Genomic DNA, 16,985 nt, shown 5'->3' on the forward strand with positions numbered 1-16,985 from the left:
CGTCCGTAGACTGGGTCCCGTGAGTGAGCAGCAGCCCGAGAGCCACGATGACAGCTTCGACGCGTTCGACCAGATCGTGGCGGAAGAGTCCGACCGCGACCCCGACCTGGCGGTGATCGAGGCGGGCAGCCGCACCCTGCGCACGCAGGCCGGTCCGCCCCAGGGCGACCCGGTACCCGAAGAGCCCGCCGACCCCGAGGTGGCCAAGGCGCTGCAGGAGGTGGAGCAGGAGCTGGCCGGCCGCTGGGGCGAGACCAAGATGGAGCCGTCCGTCACGCGGATCGCCGCGCTGATGGACGTCCTGGGCGAGCCGCAGCGCGCGTACCCCTCGATCCACGTCACCGGCACCAACGGCAAGACGAGCACCTCGCGCATGATCGAGGCCCTGCTGAACGCCTTCGAGCTGCGCACCGGCCGCTACACCAGCCCGCACGTGCAGTCGATCACCGAGCGGATCAGCCTGGACGGGGCGCCGATCACCGCCGAGCGGTTCGTCGAGACGTACCACGACATCAAACCGTACGTGGACATGGTGGACGCGGCCGAGGAGATCCGGCTGTCGTTCTTCGAGGTCCTCACCGGCATGGCCTACGCGGCCTTCGCGGACGCGCCCGTCGACGCGGCCGTGATCGAGGTGGGCATGGGCGGCACCTGGGACGCCACCAACGTGATCGACGGCGCGGTCGCCGTGGTCACCCCGATCAGCCTGGACCACACGGACCGGCTCGGCTCCACCACCGGCGAGATCGCGCAGGAGAAGGGCGGCGTCATCAAGCAGGGCGCCACCGTGATCCTGGCGCAGCAGCCGGTGGACGCGGCGCAGGTGCTGCTGAAGAAGGCCGTGGAGGTCGATGCGACCGTGGCCCGCGAGGGCATGGAGTTCGGCGTCGTCACCCGCGAGGTCGCGGTGGGCGGGCAGCAGCTGACGCTGCGCGGGCTGGGCGGCGAGTACGACGGCATCTTCCTGCCGCTGCACGGCGCCCACATGGCGCACAACGCGGCGGTGGCGCTGGCGGCGGTCGAGGCCTTCTTCGGGATCGGCGCCGACCACGCGCGGGTGCTGGACGTGGAGACCGTGCGGAAGGCCTTCGCCTCGGTGACCTCGCCCGGCCGCATGGAGGTCGTGCGGCGCAGCCCGACGGTGGTCCTGGACGCGGCGCACAACCCGGCCGGGGCGCGGGTCACGGCGGAAGCGGTGACCGAGGCCTTCGGCTTCAGCCGGCTGGTCGGGGTCGTGGGCGCGAGCGAGGGCAAGGACGCGCGCGGGATCCTGGAGGCCTTCGAGCCGATCTTCGCGGAGGTCGTGATCACGGAGAACACCAGCCACCGGGCGAGCTCCGCCGATGAACTGGCGGCCGTCGCGGTCGAGGTCTTCGGCGCCGACCGGGTGCAGGTGGAACCGCGGCTGGACGACGCCCTGGAGGCGGCGATCACGCTGGCGGAGGAAGAGGCGGAGTACGGAGGGGCCGGGGTCCTGGTGACCGGGTCCGTCATCACGGTGGGCGAGGCCCGCCTGCTGCTGAAGAGGGGCTGAGGGATGCGCACGCTGTGTGCTTCGACGCTGATCGCCGAGTTCTTCGTGATCGGCTTCGCCGGGCTGGTCGCGATGAAGGGCGATCTGAGCCAGGTCACGGTCTGGACGGTCTGCGGGATCGCGATGCTGGTGTCGGTCCTGCTGTGCGGGATGCTCTCGCGCCCCGGGGCCGTCCAGATCGGCTGGGCCCTGCAGATCGGGCTCGTGCTGAGCGGGTTCGTCGTGCCGATGATGTTCATCCTGGGCGTGGTGTTCGCCGGTCTGTGGTGGTGCTCGATCCGCTACGGCCGCCGCATCGACGTGATCAAGGCCCGCTGGGCCGCCCAGGCGGAGGCCCAGGCCGCCGCCCCGACCGAGGCGTAGCCGGCGGAGGAGCCGCAGCGGGGCCCGGGAAGGCCCCGTACGGCGGGGGCCCGGGCCCCTGTAGCCTCGTCGGACCGCACCCGTATGCCGCAAGGAGTTACCCATATGACCCAGCGCACGCTCGTCCTCCTCAAGCCCGACGCCGTCCGTCGAGGCCTGATCGGCGAGATCGTCGGCCGCATCGAGCGGAAGGCCGGCTGGACCATTCCCGCACTGGAGCTGCGCACGCTGGACCAGGAGACCCTGGAAGCGCACTACGGAGAGCACAAGGGCAAGCCCTTCTACGAGCCCCTCATGGGCTTCATGGCGAGCGGCCCGGTCGTGGCCCTGGTCGTCGAAGGGGAACGCGTCATCGAGGGTGTCCGCCAGTTGGCCGGACCCACTGACCCGATTGCCGCCGCGCCCGGCTCCATCCGGGGTGACTTCGGTACCGTCACCCGGGAGAACCTGATCCACGCCTCGGACTCCGAGGAGTCCGCGGAGCGGGAGCTGAAGCTGTTCTTCCCGGCGCTGTGATCACTCTTTTCTGACGCAACATCAGCCGAATAGCGCTCATGACCTGGGGCGACCGAAGTAATTTCGGTCGCCCTCCGGTATTACCGGGCATATTCGGGAACGCATCGACAGGACACGACGTCACCACTATGGGGGCGGGTATCCGTTCCGGCGGGCTTGCCGGAGTCCTGTCGCGCGGTGCCTGTACTTGCGGCACTACGATGGGGCCTCCACCCACACACCCACCTCGCCGACCTGACAGCAGCCGCTATCAACTGGAAGGCCAGACGCTCCTCATGGGGAACAAGGGGAACAACATGTCGTTCATCGGCCGTGACATGGCGATCGACCTCGGGACCGCCAACACGCTGGTGTACGTGAGGGGCCGGGGAATCGTCCTGAACGAGCCGTCCGTGGTCGCCATCAACACGAACACCGGTGGCATCCTGGCGGTCGGCTCCGAAGCCAAGAAGATGATCGGGCGCACGCCCGGCAACATCGTCGCCGTGCGGCCCCTCAAGGACGGCGTCATCGCCGACTTCGAGATCACCGAGCGGATGCTCCGGTACTTCATCCTCAAGATCCACAAGCGCCGTTACCTGGCCCGCCCGCGCGTGGTGGTCTGCGTGCCCTCCGGCATCACGGGAGTGGAGCGCCGCGCCGTCATCGAGGCGTCCACGCAGGCCGGTGCCCGCCAGGTGCACATCATCGAAGAGCCGATGGCCGCCGCCATCGGCGCGGGCCTGCCCGTCCACGAGGCCACCGGCAACATGGTCGTGGACATCGGTGGCGGCACCACCGAGGTGGCCGTCATCTCCCTCGGCGGAATCGTCACGGCACAGTCCATCCGGGTGGCCGGCGACGAGCTCGACAACGCGATCATCCAGCACATCAAGAAGGAGTACTCGCTCCTCCTCGGTGAGCGCACCGCCGAGCAGATCAAGATCACCATCGGGTCGGCCTACGACCTCGACAAGGACGAGCACACCGAGATCCGCGGCCGCGACCTGGTCTCGGGCCTGCCCAAGACCGTCGTCATCTCGGCCGCCGAGGTGCGCAAGGCGATCGAGGAGCCGGTCAACGCCATCGTCGACGCCGTCAAGACCACCCTCGACAAGTGCCCGCCGGAGCTCTCCGGCGACATCATGGACCGCGGCATCGTCCTGACCGGAGGCGGCGCCCTGCTCCGCGGCCTCGACGAGCGGCTGCGCCGCGAGACGGGCATGCCGATCCACATCGCCGAGGACCCGCTCGACTCCGTCGCGCTCGGATCCGGCAAGTGCGTAGAGGAGTTCGAGGCGCTCCAGCAGGTCCTGGACGCCCAGCCGCGACGCTGATCCGGCCCGCCGCGTGGCGGTGGAACACAAATGATCCGCCGTACGGGTGCTACCGGGCCCGTGCGGCGGATCGTTGATATACAGGCAAGGTCCGGTGCGAGCCCCGGCTCCACTGGAGCGGCTTCGCCGCACGCCCGGTGCGAGCACCGGCTCCACTGGAGCGGCTTCGCCGCACGGTATCTATGAGGAAGGCACGGCCGCCGCACGTGAGGGACACACGAGAAAGCCGGCTGCTCCTGGTGCTTCTGATCGCCATCGCGTTCGCTTTGATCACGGTGGACATCAGGACGGGCGAGGAGTCTCCGGTCGACGGTGCCCGACAGGCCGCCGCAGCGGTCTTCGGGCCGGTCGAGAAGGGCGTGGCGAGAGGGGTCGACCCGGTCGCCAACGCCATAGGGGCGGTACGGGACTCCGGCGAGCGGCACAACCGCATCGCGACGCTGGAGCGGGAGAACGCGGCGCTCAAGGCCAAGCTGGGCAGCGACGACCAGACCCGCAGTCGGATCCGCGAGCTCGACGAGATGCTCAAGCGGGCGGGCGCGGGCCAGTACGGCATCAAGGGCGCCGAGGTCATCGCCATAGGAGCGGCCCAGGGCTTCTCCTGGACGGTGACCATCGACGCGGGCAGCAAGGACGGCATCGAGCGCGACATGACCGTCCTGAACGGGGACGGACTCGTCGGCCGCGTGGCCACCGTCGGCCCCGACACCGCCACCGTGGTCCTCGCCAACGACCCCGACTTCACCGTCGGCACCCGCCTGGAGAAGACCGGCGAACTCGGCTTCGCCACCGGCCAGGGCGACCGGGAGCTCTCCGTGCAGATGCTCAACGGCAAGGCCAAGATCAACACCGGCGACCGGCTCGTCACCTTCGGCTCGCGCGGCAACAAGCCCTTCGTGCCCGGCGTCCCGATCGGCGAGGTGATCAAGGTCGACCCCTCGCGCGGCGACCTCACCCGCACCATCTGGGTCCGCCCGTTCGTGGGCTTCTCCCGCCTGGACATCGTCGGCGTCGTGGTCATGCCGCCGCGCGAGGACCCGCGCGACGCGGTCCTGCCGCCCAAGCCCGAGGCGCCCAAGCCCACCCCGACGGTCACCGTCACGGTCACCCCGTCGCCCGGCGCGTCCGCGTCCGGCAAGCCGGCCGAGGACTAGGAGCCGATCATCATGCGTTTCAACCGGATCCTGCTCTCGGGCACGCTCGTCGTGGTCGCCCTGGTCGTCCAGGTCTCCATCCTGGGCCGCCTCCAACTCCCCGGAGCCGTCCCCGACCTGGTCCTGCTCACGGTCGTCGCCCTCGCACTCGTGTACGGGTGCGTCAGCGGCGCCCTCATCGGCTTCGCCGCCGGCCTCCTCACCGACCTGGCCCCGCCCGCCGACCACGCCGCCGGCCGCTACGCGCTCGTGCTGTGCGTGATCGGCTACGTCGCCGGCCTGGTCCGCCCCGACACCGGGCGGTTCCGCTCCGCCTGGGGCCCGATGCTCACCGTCGTCGGCGCCGCCTTCGCCTCCACCCTGCTCTACGCGGGCGTCGGCGCCCTGGTCGGCGACACCGCCGCCCGGCACGTGGGGCTGACCGGACTGCTGTTCACCGCGGTCCTCTACGACCTGCTGCTCGCCCCCTTCACGGTGCCGTTCATCATGGCCCTGGCCCGCCGCGCGGAGAACGACCCGATGGCCGTCGAGGCCAACGGCGGCCCGCCCGCGGGCAAGGACATCGCCTCCGGCTGGCTGGCCGGCGGCACCGGGCTGCGGATCGGCAGCCAGCGCGGCGGCCTGCGGATGAAGACCGCCCGCAGCCGGGCCAACCGGGCCGGCCGGATAAAGGGCGTCAAGGGAATCAAGGGTGTGAAGAGCGTCAAGAAGCTGTGAGGGAGGAGTCCACGTGACCAACATTCCGGAGACCGGCCGTACCTCCCGGGTGCAGATCCGGCTCGTGATCATCCAGGTTCTCGTCTGCTCGATGTTCCTCACCCTCGGCGGCCGGCTCTGGTACCTCCAGATCCGCAACGGCGCGGAGTACTACCACGAGGCGAAGAGCAACCACGTCCAGCGGGTCGTCCAGCCTGCCGTGCGCGGGACCATCCTCGACGCCCGGGGCGTCGCCCTCGCCGACAACGAGACCCGCCTGGTCGTCTCCACCAGCCGCACCGCGCTGATGAAGATGAAGGACCGCGGCCAGGCCGTGATGACCCGTCTCGCCGGCGTCCTGGACATGACCCCCAAGGAGGTCATGGAGAAGGTCCGCCTCTGCGACTCCCAGACCCCCGCGCCCTGCTGGAACGGCTCCCCGTACCAGCCGATCCCGATCACCCTCGACGCCACTACGCAGCAGGCGCTGCAGCTGCGCGAACGCCCCGAGGAGTTCCCCGGCATCACGGCCGAGCCCGTCGCCGTCCGGCGCTACCCGGCCCCCGGCGGTGCCCGTACCTCCCAGGTGCTCGGCTACCTCTCGCCGGTCACCGACGACGAGATCCAGAAGGCCAAGGACACCGACTCGCCGCACCTGCGCTCCGATCAGGTCGGCCGCTCCGGGATCGAGCGCACCTACGACAAGTACCTGCGCGGCAAGGCGATGGTCACCTCCTACGAGGTCGACAACCTCGGCCGGGTCATGCACCAGACCGAGTCCGACGCCGGTGTGCCCGGGTCCACCCTCGTCACCAGCATCGACGCCCGGGTCCAGTCCGTCGCCGAGTACGAGCTCCAGCAGGCGATGAAGGTGGTCCGCCAGGAGACGGACAAGATCACCGGCCGCAAGTACGAGGCCGACTCGGGCGCCGTCGTCGTCATGGAGACCAAGACCGGCCGGGTCGTCGCGATGGCCTCCCAGCCCGACTACGACCCCAACGCGTGGGTCGGCGGCATCGCCGCCAAGGACTACGCCAGTCTCACCAGCGACGCCTCCAACTACCCGCTGCTCAACCGCGCCATCCAGGGGCAGGCCCCCGCGGGCTCCATCTTCAAGGTGGTGTCGGCGAGCGCGGCCGTCCGGGCCGGATACGCCTTCGACGACAAGTACAACTGCAGCGCCTCGTACAGCATGGGCAACCGGAGCTTCGCGAACTTCGAGTCCAAGGGGCACGGCCCCATCACCCTCGGCGAGGCCCTCAAGTTCTCCTGCAACACCGTCTTCTACGCCCTCGGGCACAAGGAATGGCAGCGCGACGGCGGCCTCAAGCCCAAGAAGGACGCCCACGACTGGTTCTACCGGACCGCCCGCGAGTTCGGCCTCGGCTCCGAGACCGGGATCGACCTGCCGAACGAGGTCTCCGGCCGCATCCCCGACCGGGGCTGGAAGAAGAGCTTCTGGGCGGCCAACAAGGACTCCTGGTGCAAGCAGGGCAAGAAGGGCGGCACCTACGTCGAGCAGATCGCCTTCGAGAGCTGCCTCGAAGGCAACCAGCTCAAGGCGTTCGACAGCATCAACTTCGCCATCGGCCAGGGCGACGTCCTCGTCACCCCCATCCAGATGGCCACCGCCTACGCCGCCATCAGCAACGGGGGCACCCTCTTCGACCCCACCGTCGGCAAGGCCGTGATCAGCGCCGACGGCAAGCGCGTCGAGTGGATCAAGCCGAAGCCGCACGGCAGGCTGCCGATCGACGCCAAGACCGTCAAGGACCTCGACAAGGGCCTGCGCATGGTCGTCGAGCCCGGCGGCACCGCCGCCTGGCGCTTCGGCGGCTGGCCGCTGGACAAGATCCCGATGCGCGCCAAGACCGGCACCGCCCAGGTCTACGGCAAGCAGACCACCTCGTGGCTGGCGACCTACACCGACGACTTCACCATCGTCATGACCATCTCCCAGGGCGGCACCGGCTCCGGAGCCTCCGGCCCCGCCGTCCGCAACATCTACAACGCGATCTACGGCCTCGACATGGCGGGCAACCAGGACCCGAAGAAGGCGCTCCTGCTGGGACCGGAGAAGAACCTGCCCAAGATCCGCCCCGACGGCGGCATCGATTCCCCCGAGATCCGGCCGTACGTACCCCCGTCCCCGGAAGAACTGGCGCCGCCCGCGCTGGCCGGCCCGCAATCCCAGCGCCCCGCGCAGCACGACTGAGTACCGAGGACCGACATGCAGACCGCCAACAAATTCTCCGTGGCCCGGTACGCGCCGGAGCAGCGGGGAGCGATGGCCAAACTCACCGCCCGCGACTCCGTGGTGCGCCGGCTCGACTGGCCGATACTCCTCTCCGCGCTCGCCCTCTCCCTCATCGGCGCCCTGCTGGTGTGGTCGGCGACCCGCAACCGGACCTCGCTGAACAACGGGGACCCGTACTACTTCCTCTTCCGGCACGCCATGAACACCGGCATCGGCCTCGTGCTGATGATCGGCACCATCTGGCTCGGCCACCGCACCCTGCGCGGCGCGGTACCGATCCTCTACGGGCTCTCCGTGGTCCTGATCCTCGCCGTGCTCACCCCGCTGGGCGCCACCATCAACGGAGCCCACGCCTGGATCGTGGTCGGCGGCGGCTTCTCGCTCCAGCCCTCCGAGTTCGTCAAGATCACGATCATCCTGGTCATGGCGATGCTGCTGGCCACCCGGGTGGACGCGGGAGACCTCGCCCACCCCGACCACCGCACGGTGGTCAAGGCGCTCTGCCTGGCCGCCTTCCCCATGGGCATCATCATGCTGATGCCCGACCTCGGCTCCGTCATGGTCATGGTCGTCATCGTGCTCGGCGTCCTGCTGGCCTCCGGCGCCTCCAACCGCTGGGTGCTGGGCCTGCTCGGCTCGGGCGTCGGCGGGGCCATCCTGATCTGGCAGCTCGGCGTCCTCGACGAGTACCAGATCAACCGCTTCGCGGCCTTCGCCAACCCCGAGCTCGACCCGGCCGGCGTGGGCTACAACACCAACCAGGCGCGCATCGCCATCGGCTCCGGCGGGCTGACCGGCTCCGGGCTCTTCAAGGGATCGCAGACCACCGGCCAGTTCGTGCCGGAGCAGCAGACCGACTTCGTCTTCACGGTGGCGGGGGAGGAGCTGGGCTTCGTCGGAGCCGGGCTGATCCTGGTGCTGCTCGGGGTCATCCTGTGGCGCGCCTGCATGATCGCCCGCGAGACGACCGAGCTGTACGGCACGATCGTGTGCGCCGGGATCATCGCCTGGTTCGCCTTCCAGTCCTTCGAGAACATCGGCATGACCCTCGGGATCATGCCCGTGGCCGGGCTCCCGCTGCCCTTCGTGTCCTACGGAGGGTCCTCGATGTTCGCCGTGTGGGTGGCCATCGGGCTGCTCCAGTCGATCAGGGTGCAGCGGCCGATGTCGGCGTGACCCCGGCCCGGCCCGGCGGCGGCTTGATCCGTCGGTTCCCGGGCCGGTTTTCCGCCGCACCCGCCGTTTCCCTTCCCGCCGCGTTCCGTTCAGGACTACGTTCGATCCATGGCGGACACGAAGCGCGAGATCGAGCGCAAATTCGAGTTCAGGACCACCAAGGCCGGACGGCGCGGAGTACCCGACCTGACGGGCACGGCCGCCATCGCGGCCGTGACCGACCAGGGCACGGCCGAGCTCGACGCCGTCTACTACGACACCCCCGACCAGCGGCTCGCCGCCGACGGGCTCACCCTGCGCCGCCGCACCGGCGGCAAGGACGCCGGCTGGCACCTCAAACTGCCCGTCGCCCCCGGCGTGCGCGACGAGATCACCGCCCCCCTCGGCGACACCGTCCCGGACGCGCTGACCGCACTGCTGCGCTCGCGCGTCCGCGACACCCCGCTGGAACCCCAGGTCAGGCTCCTGTCCTCGCGCCACGTCAGCCACCTCCTCGACGCCGACGGCATCCTCCTCGCGGAGCTGTCCACGGACGCGGTGCGGGCCGAGCGCGCGGACGCCACCGCCGCCTGGACCGAGGTGGAGGTCGAGCTCGCCGACGGCGCCGACCCGGCGCTGCTCGACGCCGTCGAGAAGACCTTCCGCAAGGCGGGACTCCGGGTCAGCGACGCCCCCTCGAAGCTCGCGCGGGCGCTGACCGAGACCGGCGGGGAACCCCCGGCCCGTACGGCCGGCACCGACACCGGCCCCGCGCAGGACACGGCGGGCGCGCACGTGCTCGCGTACCTGCGCGAACAGCGCGACACCCTCATCGCCCAGGACCCGGCCGTACGCCGGGGGCTGCCCGACTCCGTCCACCAGATGCGGGTCGCCACCCGGCGCCTGCGCAGCGCCTTCAAGACCCAGCGCCGGATCCTGGACCCCGCCGAGACCGGCCCGATCGGCGAGGAACTGCGCTGGCTCGCCGCCGAGCTCGGAGTCGACCGCGATCAGGAAGTACTGCTGGAGCGGATCCAGACCCGGCTCGACGAACTCCCGCGCACCCTGGTCCTGGGCCCGGTCCGCGGCCGCCTCAAGATCTGGAACGTCGCCCGCCGCACCGGTTCGCGCCGCGCGGCGCTGGCCGCGCTCGACAGCAGGCGATACGTGGCCCTGCTCAACGCCCTCGACGCCCTGCTGGCCGACCCGCCGCTACAGAAGGCCGCGACCCGGCCCGCCGCGTCGGCCCTGCCCGCGGCGGTCCTCGGCGACTACGAACGCCTCGCCGGCCGGATCGAGGCCGCACGGTCCATGGACCCGGGAGAGGCCCGCGACCTGGCCCTGCACGAGGCCCGCAAGGCCGCGAAGCGCGCCCGGTACGCGGCCGAGGCGGCGGTCCCGGCCCTCGGCAAACCCGCGCGCAAGCTCGCCAAGGCGGTGAAGGCGGTCCAGTCGCTGCTCGGCGACCACCAGGACGGGGTCGTCGCCCGCGAAGCCCTGCGCGGACTGGCCGTCCAGGCGGCGGGCGCGGGGGAGTCGGCCTTCACCTGGGGCGTGCTCTACGCCCGCGAGGAAGCGCTGGCCGAGCGCCGCGAGCGGGAGCTGCCACAGGTGTGGGCGGCGACCGCGGGGCCGGCTGCGGCGCTGCACGGCTGATCGTTCGGGCGGGGGTGCTCCGGGCCCCGGGGTACGCTTGAGAGTCGCCCCCTGCCCGCTTCACGAAAGTCGCGTGATGACCGAGTCGGTCTTCCCTCAGCTTGAGGCCCTGCTTCCGCACGTCCAGAAGCCGATCCAGTACGTCGGCGGTGAGCTCAACTCCACGGTCAAGCCGTGGGAGAGCGCCGACGTCCGCTGGGCGCTGATGTACCCGGACGCGTACGAGGTCGGGCTCCCCAACCAGGGCGTCATGATCCTGTACGAGGTGCTGAACGAGCGCGAGGGCGTGCTCGCGGAGCGCACGTACAGCGTGTGGCCGGACCTCGAAGAGCTGATGCGCGAGCACAAGGTGCCGCAGTTCACCGTGGACAGCCACCGCCCCGTCTCGGCCTTCGACGTCTTCGGGCTCTCCTTCTCCACCGAGCTCGGCTACACGAACATGCTCACGGCGCTGGACCTCGCGGGCATCCCGCTGGAGGCGAAGAACCGTACGGTCGACCACCCCATCGTGCTCGCGGGCGGCCACGCGGCCTTCAACCCCGAGCCGATCGCGGAGTTCATCGACTGCGCGATCATCGGCGACGGCGAGCAGGCCGTCCTCGACATGACCGAGATCATCCGCGCGTGGAAGGCCGAGGGCCGCCCGGGCGGGCGCGAAGAGGTGCTGCTGCGCCTCGCGAAGACCGGCGGCGTCTACGTGCCGGGCTTCTACGACGTCGAGTACCTGCCGGACGGCCGCATCGGCCGCGTCGTCCCGAACCGCTCCGGCGTGCCGTGGCGGGTGTCCAAGCACACCGTCATGGACCTCGACGAGTGGCCCTACCCCAAGCAGCCCCTGGTCCCGCTCGCCGAGACCGTCCACGAGCGGATGTCCGTGGAGATCTTCCGCGGCTGCACCCGCGGCTGCCGTTTCTGCCAGGCCGGCATGATCACGCGCCCCGTGCGGGAGCGAAGCATCACCGGCATCGGCGAGATGGTGGAGCGCGGGCTGAAGGCCACGGGCTTCGAGGAGGTCGGCCTCCTCTCCCTCTCCTCGGCGGACCACACCGAGATCGCGGACATCGCCAAGGGCCTCGCCGACCGCTACACGGACGACAAGGTGGGCCTGTCCCTCCCGTCGACCCGCGTGGACGCCTTCAACGTGGACCTGGCCAACGAGCTGACCCGCAACGGCCGCCGCTCCGGTCTGACCTTCGCCCCCGAGGGCGGCTCCGAGCGCATGCGCAAGGTCATCAACAAGATGGTCTCGGAAGAGGACCTGATCCGTACGGTCGCCACCGCCTACGGCAACGGCTGGCGCCAGGTGAAGCTGTACTTCATGGTCGGCCTGCCGACCGAGACCGACGAGGACGTGCTCCAGATCGGCGACATGGCGGTCAACGTCATCGCCAAGGGCCGCGAGGTCTCCGGCCAGAACGACATCCGCTGCACCGTCTCCATCGGCGGCTTCGTCCCCAAGCCGCACACCCCCTTCCAGTGGGCCCCGCAGCTGTCGGCCGAGGAGACGGACGCCCGCCTCGGCAAGCTCCGCGACAAGCTCCGCGGCGACAAGAAGTACGGCCGCTCCATCGGCTTCCGCTACCACGACGGCAAGCCCGGCATCGTCGAGGGCCTCCTGTCCCGCGGCGACCGCCGCATCGGCGACGTCATCCGCGCCGTGTACGAGTCGGGCGGCCGCTTCGACGGCTGGCGCGAGCACTTCTCGTACGACCGCTGGATGCAGGCGGCGGAGAAGACCCTCCCCGCCTACGGCGTGGACGTGGCCTGGTACACGACCCGCGAGCGCACCTACGAGGAGGTCCTCCCCTGGGACCACCTCGACTCCGGCCTGGACAAGGACTGGCTCTGGGAGGACTGGCAGGACGCCCTCGACGAGACCGAGGTCGAGGACTGCCGCTGGACCCCGTGCTTCGACTGCGGCGTCTGCCCGCAGCTCGACACCAGCATCCAGATCGGCCCGACGGGCAAGAAACTGCTGCCCCTGTCGGTCGTGAAGTAGCGCCTCCGCACCCCGTCCGTACGACGACGGCCCGCCCCGTGATCGGGGCGGGCCGTCGTCGTGTCCGGGGGTCCCGCTAGGATCCGCTGACCCCTGGCCCCTGTGATCGACACGCGGCGGGGGCCATGAATCCTGGGGGGACCACATGCTGCAACTCTTCAAGGACGTCCGCTGTCGGGGGAGAGGCGGACATCCACGCGTCATCGCACTCGTCGCCCTGATCATCGCCGTCCTGGCCACCCTCGTGGGACCCGCCGGCGTGGCCACCGCCGCCATCGCGCCGAAGGATGGGGGACAGGCCGCCGTCGCTCCGTCCGCACCCGCGACCGGGCCGGCCGGGCCCACGGTCGCGGACGCGCCCGCGCCGAAGGCGCCGCCCGCCCAGCCCGAGCCGAAGCCGCGTGACCCCGCGGCCGAGCGGGCCGCGGCCGCACGCGAGATCATCCGCACCGCGGCCGCCGACACCTGCTCGGGCGCCCTCGCACCCGACACGGTGCACACCTGCACCAAACCTCAGGGGAACGGGCCTTTCCGGTTCACGTTCTCGCTCACGGGGGCAACCGACCTGGTCTTCGTCCAGGCGGTCTACCTCAACGGTGGCGGATCCGCGTACACGACACTGACCGGGCCCGACGGATCCGTGGTCACCTGCACCGAAACGGACGGTCGCCAGAGCTGCCCGACGAACACGGCGGGTGCGTTCACGCTGGACGTCCATGGAAACTCCCCGAGCGGTTTCTCGGTCTCCTACCGGTCGCTGGTGTCCAGCACCACCTGTGCGAGGGTGGCCGCGTCCGCGGCCACCCTCGGGGCGCCGAAGCTCATCGAGGCCACCGTGGCCGCGGGATCCACCGGTGACTGCCACCGCCTGCCGACGAACATCGTCACCGGCTCCGTCCTGCGTGTGCACCTGACCTCGAACGACGTGCAAGGCGCCGTCTACGACGCCTCCGGCAAGCGGGTGTGTTCCACCCGCGACGCCGGCTCGCGGGACTTCGACTGCAAACTGACAGGCACCGCTCCGTACACCGTGCTGATCAGCGAGTACTACGGACGGAGCCAGGCCTACGGCTTCACCGTCGCCCGCCTGACCAACGCAGCCGGCTGCCCCGTCGTCGAGGTGCAGGCCTACGGCACCGTCCCCGACGCCACCTCCAAGGCGCCGTGCCGGACCCTGCGCGTGACCACCGCAGGTCCCCACTCCTTCGGCCCGACCGAAGTCCCTTCGTGGATCTCCGGGCAGCTCTACCGGCCCAACGGAACGGCGGCCTGCACGCCGAAGCTCTTGAAGCCGTGCAACCTCTCCGTCGGCTCCTACACCTGGGCGCGAGACGCATACAACAACGGTACGGACGCGTACGGGATCTGGTTCTACGAGACCAGCCAGTCCACCGGCTGCACGAACGCCCGTGACGACGGCTTCGCCTCCGGTCCCGCGACCGGCTCCTTCACCGGACTCGGCCAGCGGCTCTGCCGGACCCTCCCGACGGCCACGGGCAAGGGCCTGTATTTCTACGACAAGCCGCAGGCGGGCGGCGGCGCCGACGTGAGCACGACGGTCTACGACGCCCAGGGCCTGCAGCAGTGCGAGCTCACGGCCGGGTTCGCCGTCTGTAAACTGACCGGCACCGCCCCCTTCCGCGCGGTGTTCAGCAGCCCCGCCACGGGAAGTTACCGGGTGACCGTCCACGACACCGGCAACACCGCTGGCTGTACGACCTGGAACAGCGGGTCCTTTGGTCCCTCCCCGGGCAGCCGGGTCGATCTCACCGCGGACAAGCAGGTCAGGTGTCTCGCACTCGCGGCGGGCAAGCACTCGACCGCGGAGATGATCGACTACACGAACACCAGCAACCGGGTCAACGCCTCGGTGCAGATCTACGACGCCGTCGGCAATCCGGTCTGCATCATGGTCGGAGGTTCCACGGCCAGCTGCGTGCTCCAGGCCGCCCCCGCTTATTCGGCGATGATCATCGGCAACGGCAGTACCGACAGCTACCGGCTGGTCCGCCGGGACATTTCGCAGACCGCCAAGTGCCCCGCGCCGAAGTCGCTGACCGTCGGCGGCGCGTCCACCGGCTACACCTTCAAGTCTGCCCTGGACAGTACCTGCGTGCAGTTCAAGACGGCCGCCACCGACAAGCTCGCGATTTCCGTACGGACCCCCGAAGCTGCCTACCGCACCGGCGCATTGCTCGTCGTCGTCGACGCCACCGGAAAATTCGTGTGCCGGCAGTGGGGCAACGCCTGCCGGGTCACCGGCTCGACGGGGTACCTCGTCTACGTGCTGGCCTCCGGTTACGACGGCGGCACACCCATCGCGGCGCACATAGACACCTGGCGGGTCGCTACCGCGGCCGGCTGGGCGCCGGAGTGCACCACGAAGCGGATCGGGGCGGAGAACTTCCCGGTGCGCGGCGGCACCCTGACCGAGGACGCGGCGGGCTACTGCGCCGTCGCAGACATGAAGCCGGGCCAGCGCTTCGACGTCTACGGCGCGGACGACAGCACGGTGGGCATGACCAATCCCAACGTGGAGATGCTGAGCCCCACCGGTTTCACCGGCTCGGGTCTCGACCCGCTGGTCCAGTGCGGCAACAACAACGTCGGTGACTTCGACTTCTACTGCGCGACCGCGACCAGCGCCCCGAAGGGCGAGTACCTGTTCCTGCTCAGCGCGTACACGGCGGCGACTCCGCTGAAGTATCAGATGCAGGGCGTCTGCTTCTCCAGTTTCGCCCCGTGCACCGTCCGGCCGAAGCGGGCCGACGCCACTTCGCTGACCCCGGCGACGAGCCCCGCCCAGACCCTCACCAAGGTGACCCTGCGCGGCGTGAACCTGACCCTCGGCACCGACGTGGAGTTCAGGTCCACTAACGGCGACAGCGAGATCTCTGCCGGCATGGTCAGAGCGATATCGGTCAACGCCGCCGGGACCGTGCTCGTCGTACAGGTCAGCACCTTCGGCGCCGCGCCGGGCCGCTACGACCTGGTGCTCGACAGCCCCGGGTACACCTCGGGCACCCGCTCACCGGGCTACCTCCCAGGTGCCTACAAGGTGACCGCGGCCCCGCCGCCCGCGCGGACCGCGCCCGGCGGACACCCGCTGGCGAACTGACCGGACGACGACGGCCCGCCCCGATCCGGGGCGGGCCGTCGTCGTGTCCGGATCCGTGGGGTGTCACCCGCAACGGCAGGGGTCCCTACGGAGTCTTTATCTGCATGGAACTGGAAGAGGCGCGCGCACCCGGGGGAGAAGGCTGCCTGGTCGGAGTCGTGCGGATCCCCGTGAAGATCGTGGCCGTGCTGATCGTGCTGCCCCTGCGGGTGGTGTGGGACCTGCTCGTCGCCGGCGCGCGGATGCTGAACCGGACCGTCCTCGGGCCGCTGGGGCACGGGCTGCGGCGGCTGTACGAGCTGCTCCTGCTGCCGGTGCTGCGGGGGACCGGCTGGCTGATCGGGGCCCTGTTCAAGCTGGTCTTCTACTGGCCCTGGGCCGCTCTCTGGCGGTACGTCGTGCTCCCGGTGGGGCAGGCCGCGTACGCCCATCTGCTGAGGCCGGCGGGCGCGGGGCTCTGGCGGTACCTCCTGGTCCCGGTCTGGGAGTACGGGCTGTTGCCCGCCGGGCGGGGCATCGCGTGGCTGCTCGCGGGTGCGGTCCGGTACCTGCTCGTGCTGCCGGGCGGCGCGCTGTACCGGTACGTCCTCACCCCCGTCGGGCACGCTCTGCGATGGCTGGGCCGGGGATTCGCGGCCGGTGCGGTCTGGGTGGCCAAGGCGCTGTTCGTCTGGCCGTGGGCCGGGCTCTGGCGGTATGTCGTGCGGCCCGTCGCGGGCGGGGTGTGGCGGTATCTGCTCGCGCCGGTCGGGCGCGGGGTGTGGGCGTACCTGCTCGTGCCCGTCTGGCAGGTGCTCGTCGCGGCCTGGCACCTCGCGGGGCGGGTGAGCCGGGCGCTGGGGCGCGGGCTGGTGTGGCTGTGGCGGTGGGCCGTCGTGCGGCCCGCCGGATGGCTGCGCCGGCACGTGGTCACCCCCGCCGGGAACGCGCTGCGCGCCGGGTGGGCCGTCGGGCGCCGGGCCGTCCGCTCGGTGCACCGGCAGACGATCGCTCCGGCCGGCCGTGCCGTCGCCGAGGTGTGGCGGACCACCCGCCTCTCGGTGCGCGAGGCGCGGGCCGACGTACGGCGGGCGCTGTTCGGTGGGCCGCCCCGGGAACCGGCGAGGTCACAGACGCGTACTCTGGGTAGTAACAGAGCCGCAGGCGACGCGCCCGCCCCCGAGATCTCCCTGCAGAAGTAGAACGCAGGGGTGAGCCGGTGGGCACGGCACGGCGTGGTCT

The 16,985-nt window shown here is 70.7% G+C and carries 12 protein-coding genes; all 12 read left to right on the forward strand.

The genetic code is table 11. The features are described 5' to 3' along the window. Positions 1-19 precede the first annotated feature (19 nt). The 12 genes from folC to AC3IX6_RS25345 all read left to right on the forward strand — a co-directional run bounded on the left by folC (position 20) and on the right by AC3IX6_RS25345 (position 16,945). A complete protein-coding gene (gene folC, locus AC3IX6_RS25290; RefSeq protein WP_489364860.1) occupies positions 20-1,534 on the forward strand; it encodes a bifunctional tetrahydrofolate synthase/dihydrofolate synthase in 1,515 nt (504 codons plus the stop codon). Positions 1,535-1,537: 3 nt separating this feature from the next. Beyond that, positions 1,538-1,897, forward strand: a complete 360-nt coding sequence (locus tag AC3IX6_RS25295) for a DUF4233 domain-containing protein (protein WP_489364862.1) — start codon at positions 1,538-1,540, stop codon at positions 1,895-1,897. A 105-nt stretch (positions 1,898-2,002) separates the two neighbouring features. Then, complete coding sequence (gene ndk / locus AC3IX6_RS25300; protein ID WP_327306765.1) at positions 2,003-2,413, forward strand: nucleoside-diphosphate kinase; 411 nt, start codon at positions 2,003-2,005, stop codon at positions 2,411-2,413. A 296-nt stretch (positions 2,414-2,709) separates the two neighbouring features. Beyond that, positions 2,710-3,729, forward strand: coding sequence for a rod shape-determining protein (locus tag AC3IX6_RS25305; protein WP_069923827.1), 1,020 nt, complete (start codon positions 2,710-2,712; stop codon positions 3,727-3,729). A gap of 206 nt (positions 3,730-3,935) precedes the next feature. Further along, complete coding sequence (gene mreC, locus AC3IX6_RS25310; protein WP_489364864.1) at positions 3,936-4,883, forward strand: rod shape-determining protein MreC; 948 nt, start codon at positions 3,936-3,938, stop codon at positions 4,881-4,883. A gap of 12 nt (positions 4,884-4,895) precedes the next feature. Beyond that, on the forward strand, positions 4,896-5,600 hold the full coding sequence (gene mreD / locus AC3IX6_RS25315) for a rod shape-determining protein MreD (protein ID WP_389694669.1): 705 nt from the start codon (positions 4,896-4,898) through the stop codon (positions 5,598-5,600). A gap of 13 nt (positions 5,601-5,613) precedes the next feature. Beyond that, a complete protein-coding gene (gene mrdA, locus AC3IX6_RS25320) occupies positions 5,614-7,794 on the forward strand; it encodes a penicillin-binding protein 2 (RefSeq protein ID WP_489364866.1) in 2,181 nt (726 codons plus the stop codon). Between the two features lie 15 nt (positions 7,795-7,809). Further along, positions 7,810-9,012, forward strand: a complete 1,203-nt coding sequence (gene rodA / locus AC3IX6_RS25325; RefSeq protein ID WP_274553330.1) for a rod shape-determining protein RodA — start codon at positions 7,810-7,812, stop codon at positions 9,010-9,012. Positions 9,013-9,120: 108 nt separating this feature from the next. Then, complete coding sequence (locus tag AC3IX6_RS25330; protein ID WP_489364868.1) at positions 9,121-10,647, forward strand: CYTH and CHAD domain-containing protein; 1,527 nt, start codon at positions 9,121-9,123, stop codon at positions 10,645-10,647. Between the two features lie 73 nt (positions 10,648-10,720). Further along, positions 10,721-12,646, forward strand: coding sequence for a TIGR03960 family B12-binding radical SAM protein (locus tag AC3IX6_RS25335; protein ID WP_250739463.1), 1,926 nt, complete (start codon positions 10,721-10,723; stop codon positions 12,644-12,646). 145 nt (positions 12,647-12,791) lie between these two features. Next, positions 12,792-15,764, forward strand: coding sequence for a hypothetical protein (locus tag AC3IX6_RS25340; RefSeq protein WP_489364870.1), 2,973 nt, complete (start codon positions 12,792-12,794; stop codon positions 15,762-15,764). A 104-nt stretch (positions 15,765-15,868) separates the two neighbouring features. After that, entirely contained in the window at positions 15,869-16,945 is a 1,077-nt protein-coding gene (locus AC3IX6_RS25345; RefSeq protein ID WP_489364872.1) for a hypothetical protein, read from the forward strand. The last annotated feature ends 40 nt before the right edge of the window (positions 16,946-16,985 follow it).

The sequence above is a fragment of the Streptomyces sp. GL_141 genome (genome assembly GCF_057834385.1).

What these genes read in the sequence shown, in the direction of transcription:
- AC3IX6_RS25305 (WP_069923827.1), top strand. Translation starts at nt 2,710, where the DNA reads ATGTCGTTCATCGGCCGTGACATGGCGATCGACCTCGGGACCGCCAAC.
- ndk (WP_327306765.1), top strand. Translation starts at nt 2,003, where the DNA reads ATGACCCAGCGCACGCTCGTCCTCCTCAAGCCCGACGCCGTCCGTCGA.
- AC3IX6_RS25340 (WP_489364870.1), top strand. Translation starts at nt 12,792, where the DNA reads ATGCTGCAACTCTTCAAGGACGTCCGCTGTCGGGGGAGAGGCGGACAT.
- AC3IX6_RS25330 (WP_489364868.1), top strand. Translation starts at nt 9,121, where the DNA reads ATGGCGGACACGAAGCGCGAGATCGAGCGCAAATTCGAGTTCAGGACC.
- mreD (WP_389694669.1), top strand. Translation starts at nt 4,896, where the DNA reads ATGCGTTTCAACCGGATCCTGCTCTCGGGCACGCTCGTCGTGGTCGCC.
- rodA (WP_274553330.1), top strand. Translation starts at nt 7,810, where the DNA reads ATGCAGACCGCCAACAAATTCTCCGTGGCCCGGTACGCGCCGGAGCAG.
- AC3IX6_RS25295 (WP_489364862.1), top strand. Translation starts at nt 1,538, where the DNA reads ATGCGCACGCTGTGTGCTTCGACGCTGATCGCCGAGTTCTTCGTGATC.
- AC3IX6_RS25345 (WP_489364872.1), top strand. Translation starts at nt 15,869, where the DNA reads ATGGAACTGGAAGAGGCGCGCGCACCCGGGGGAGAAGGCTGCCTGGTC.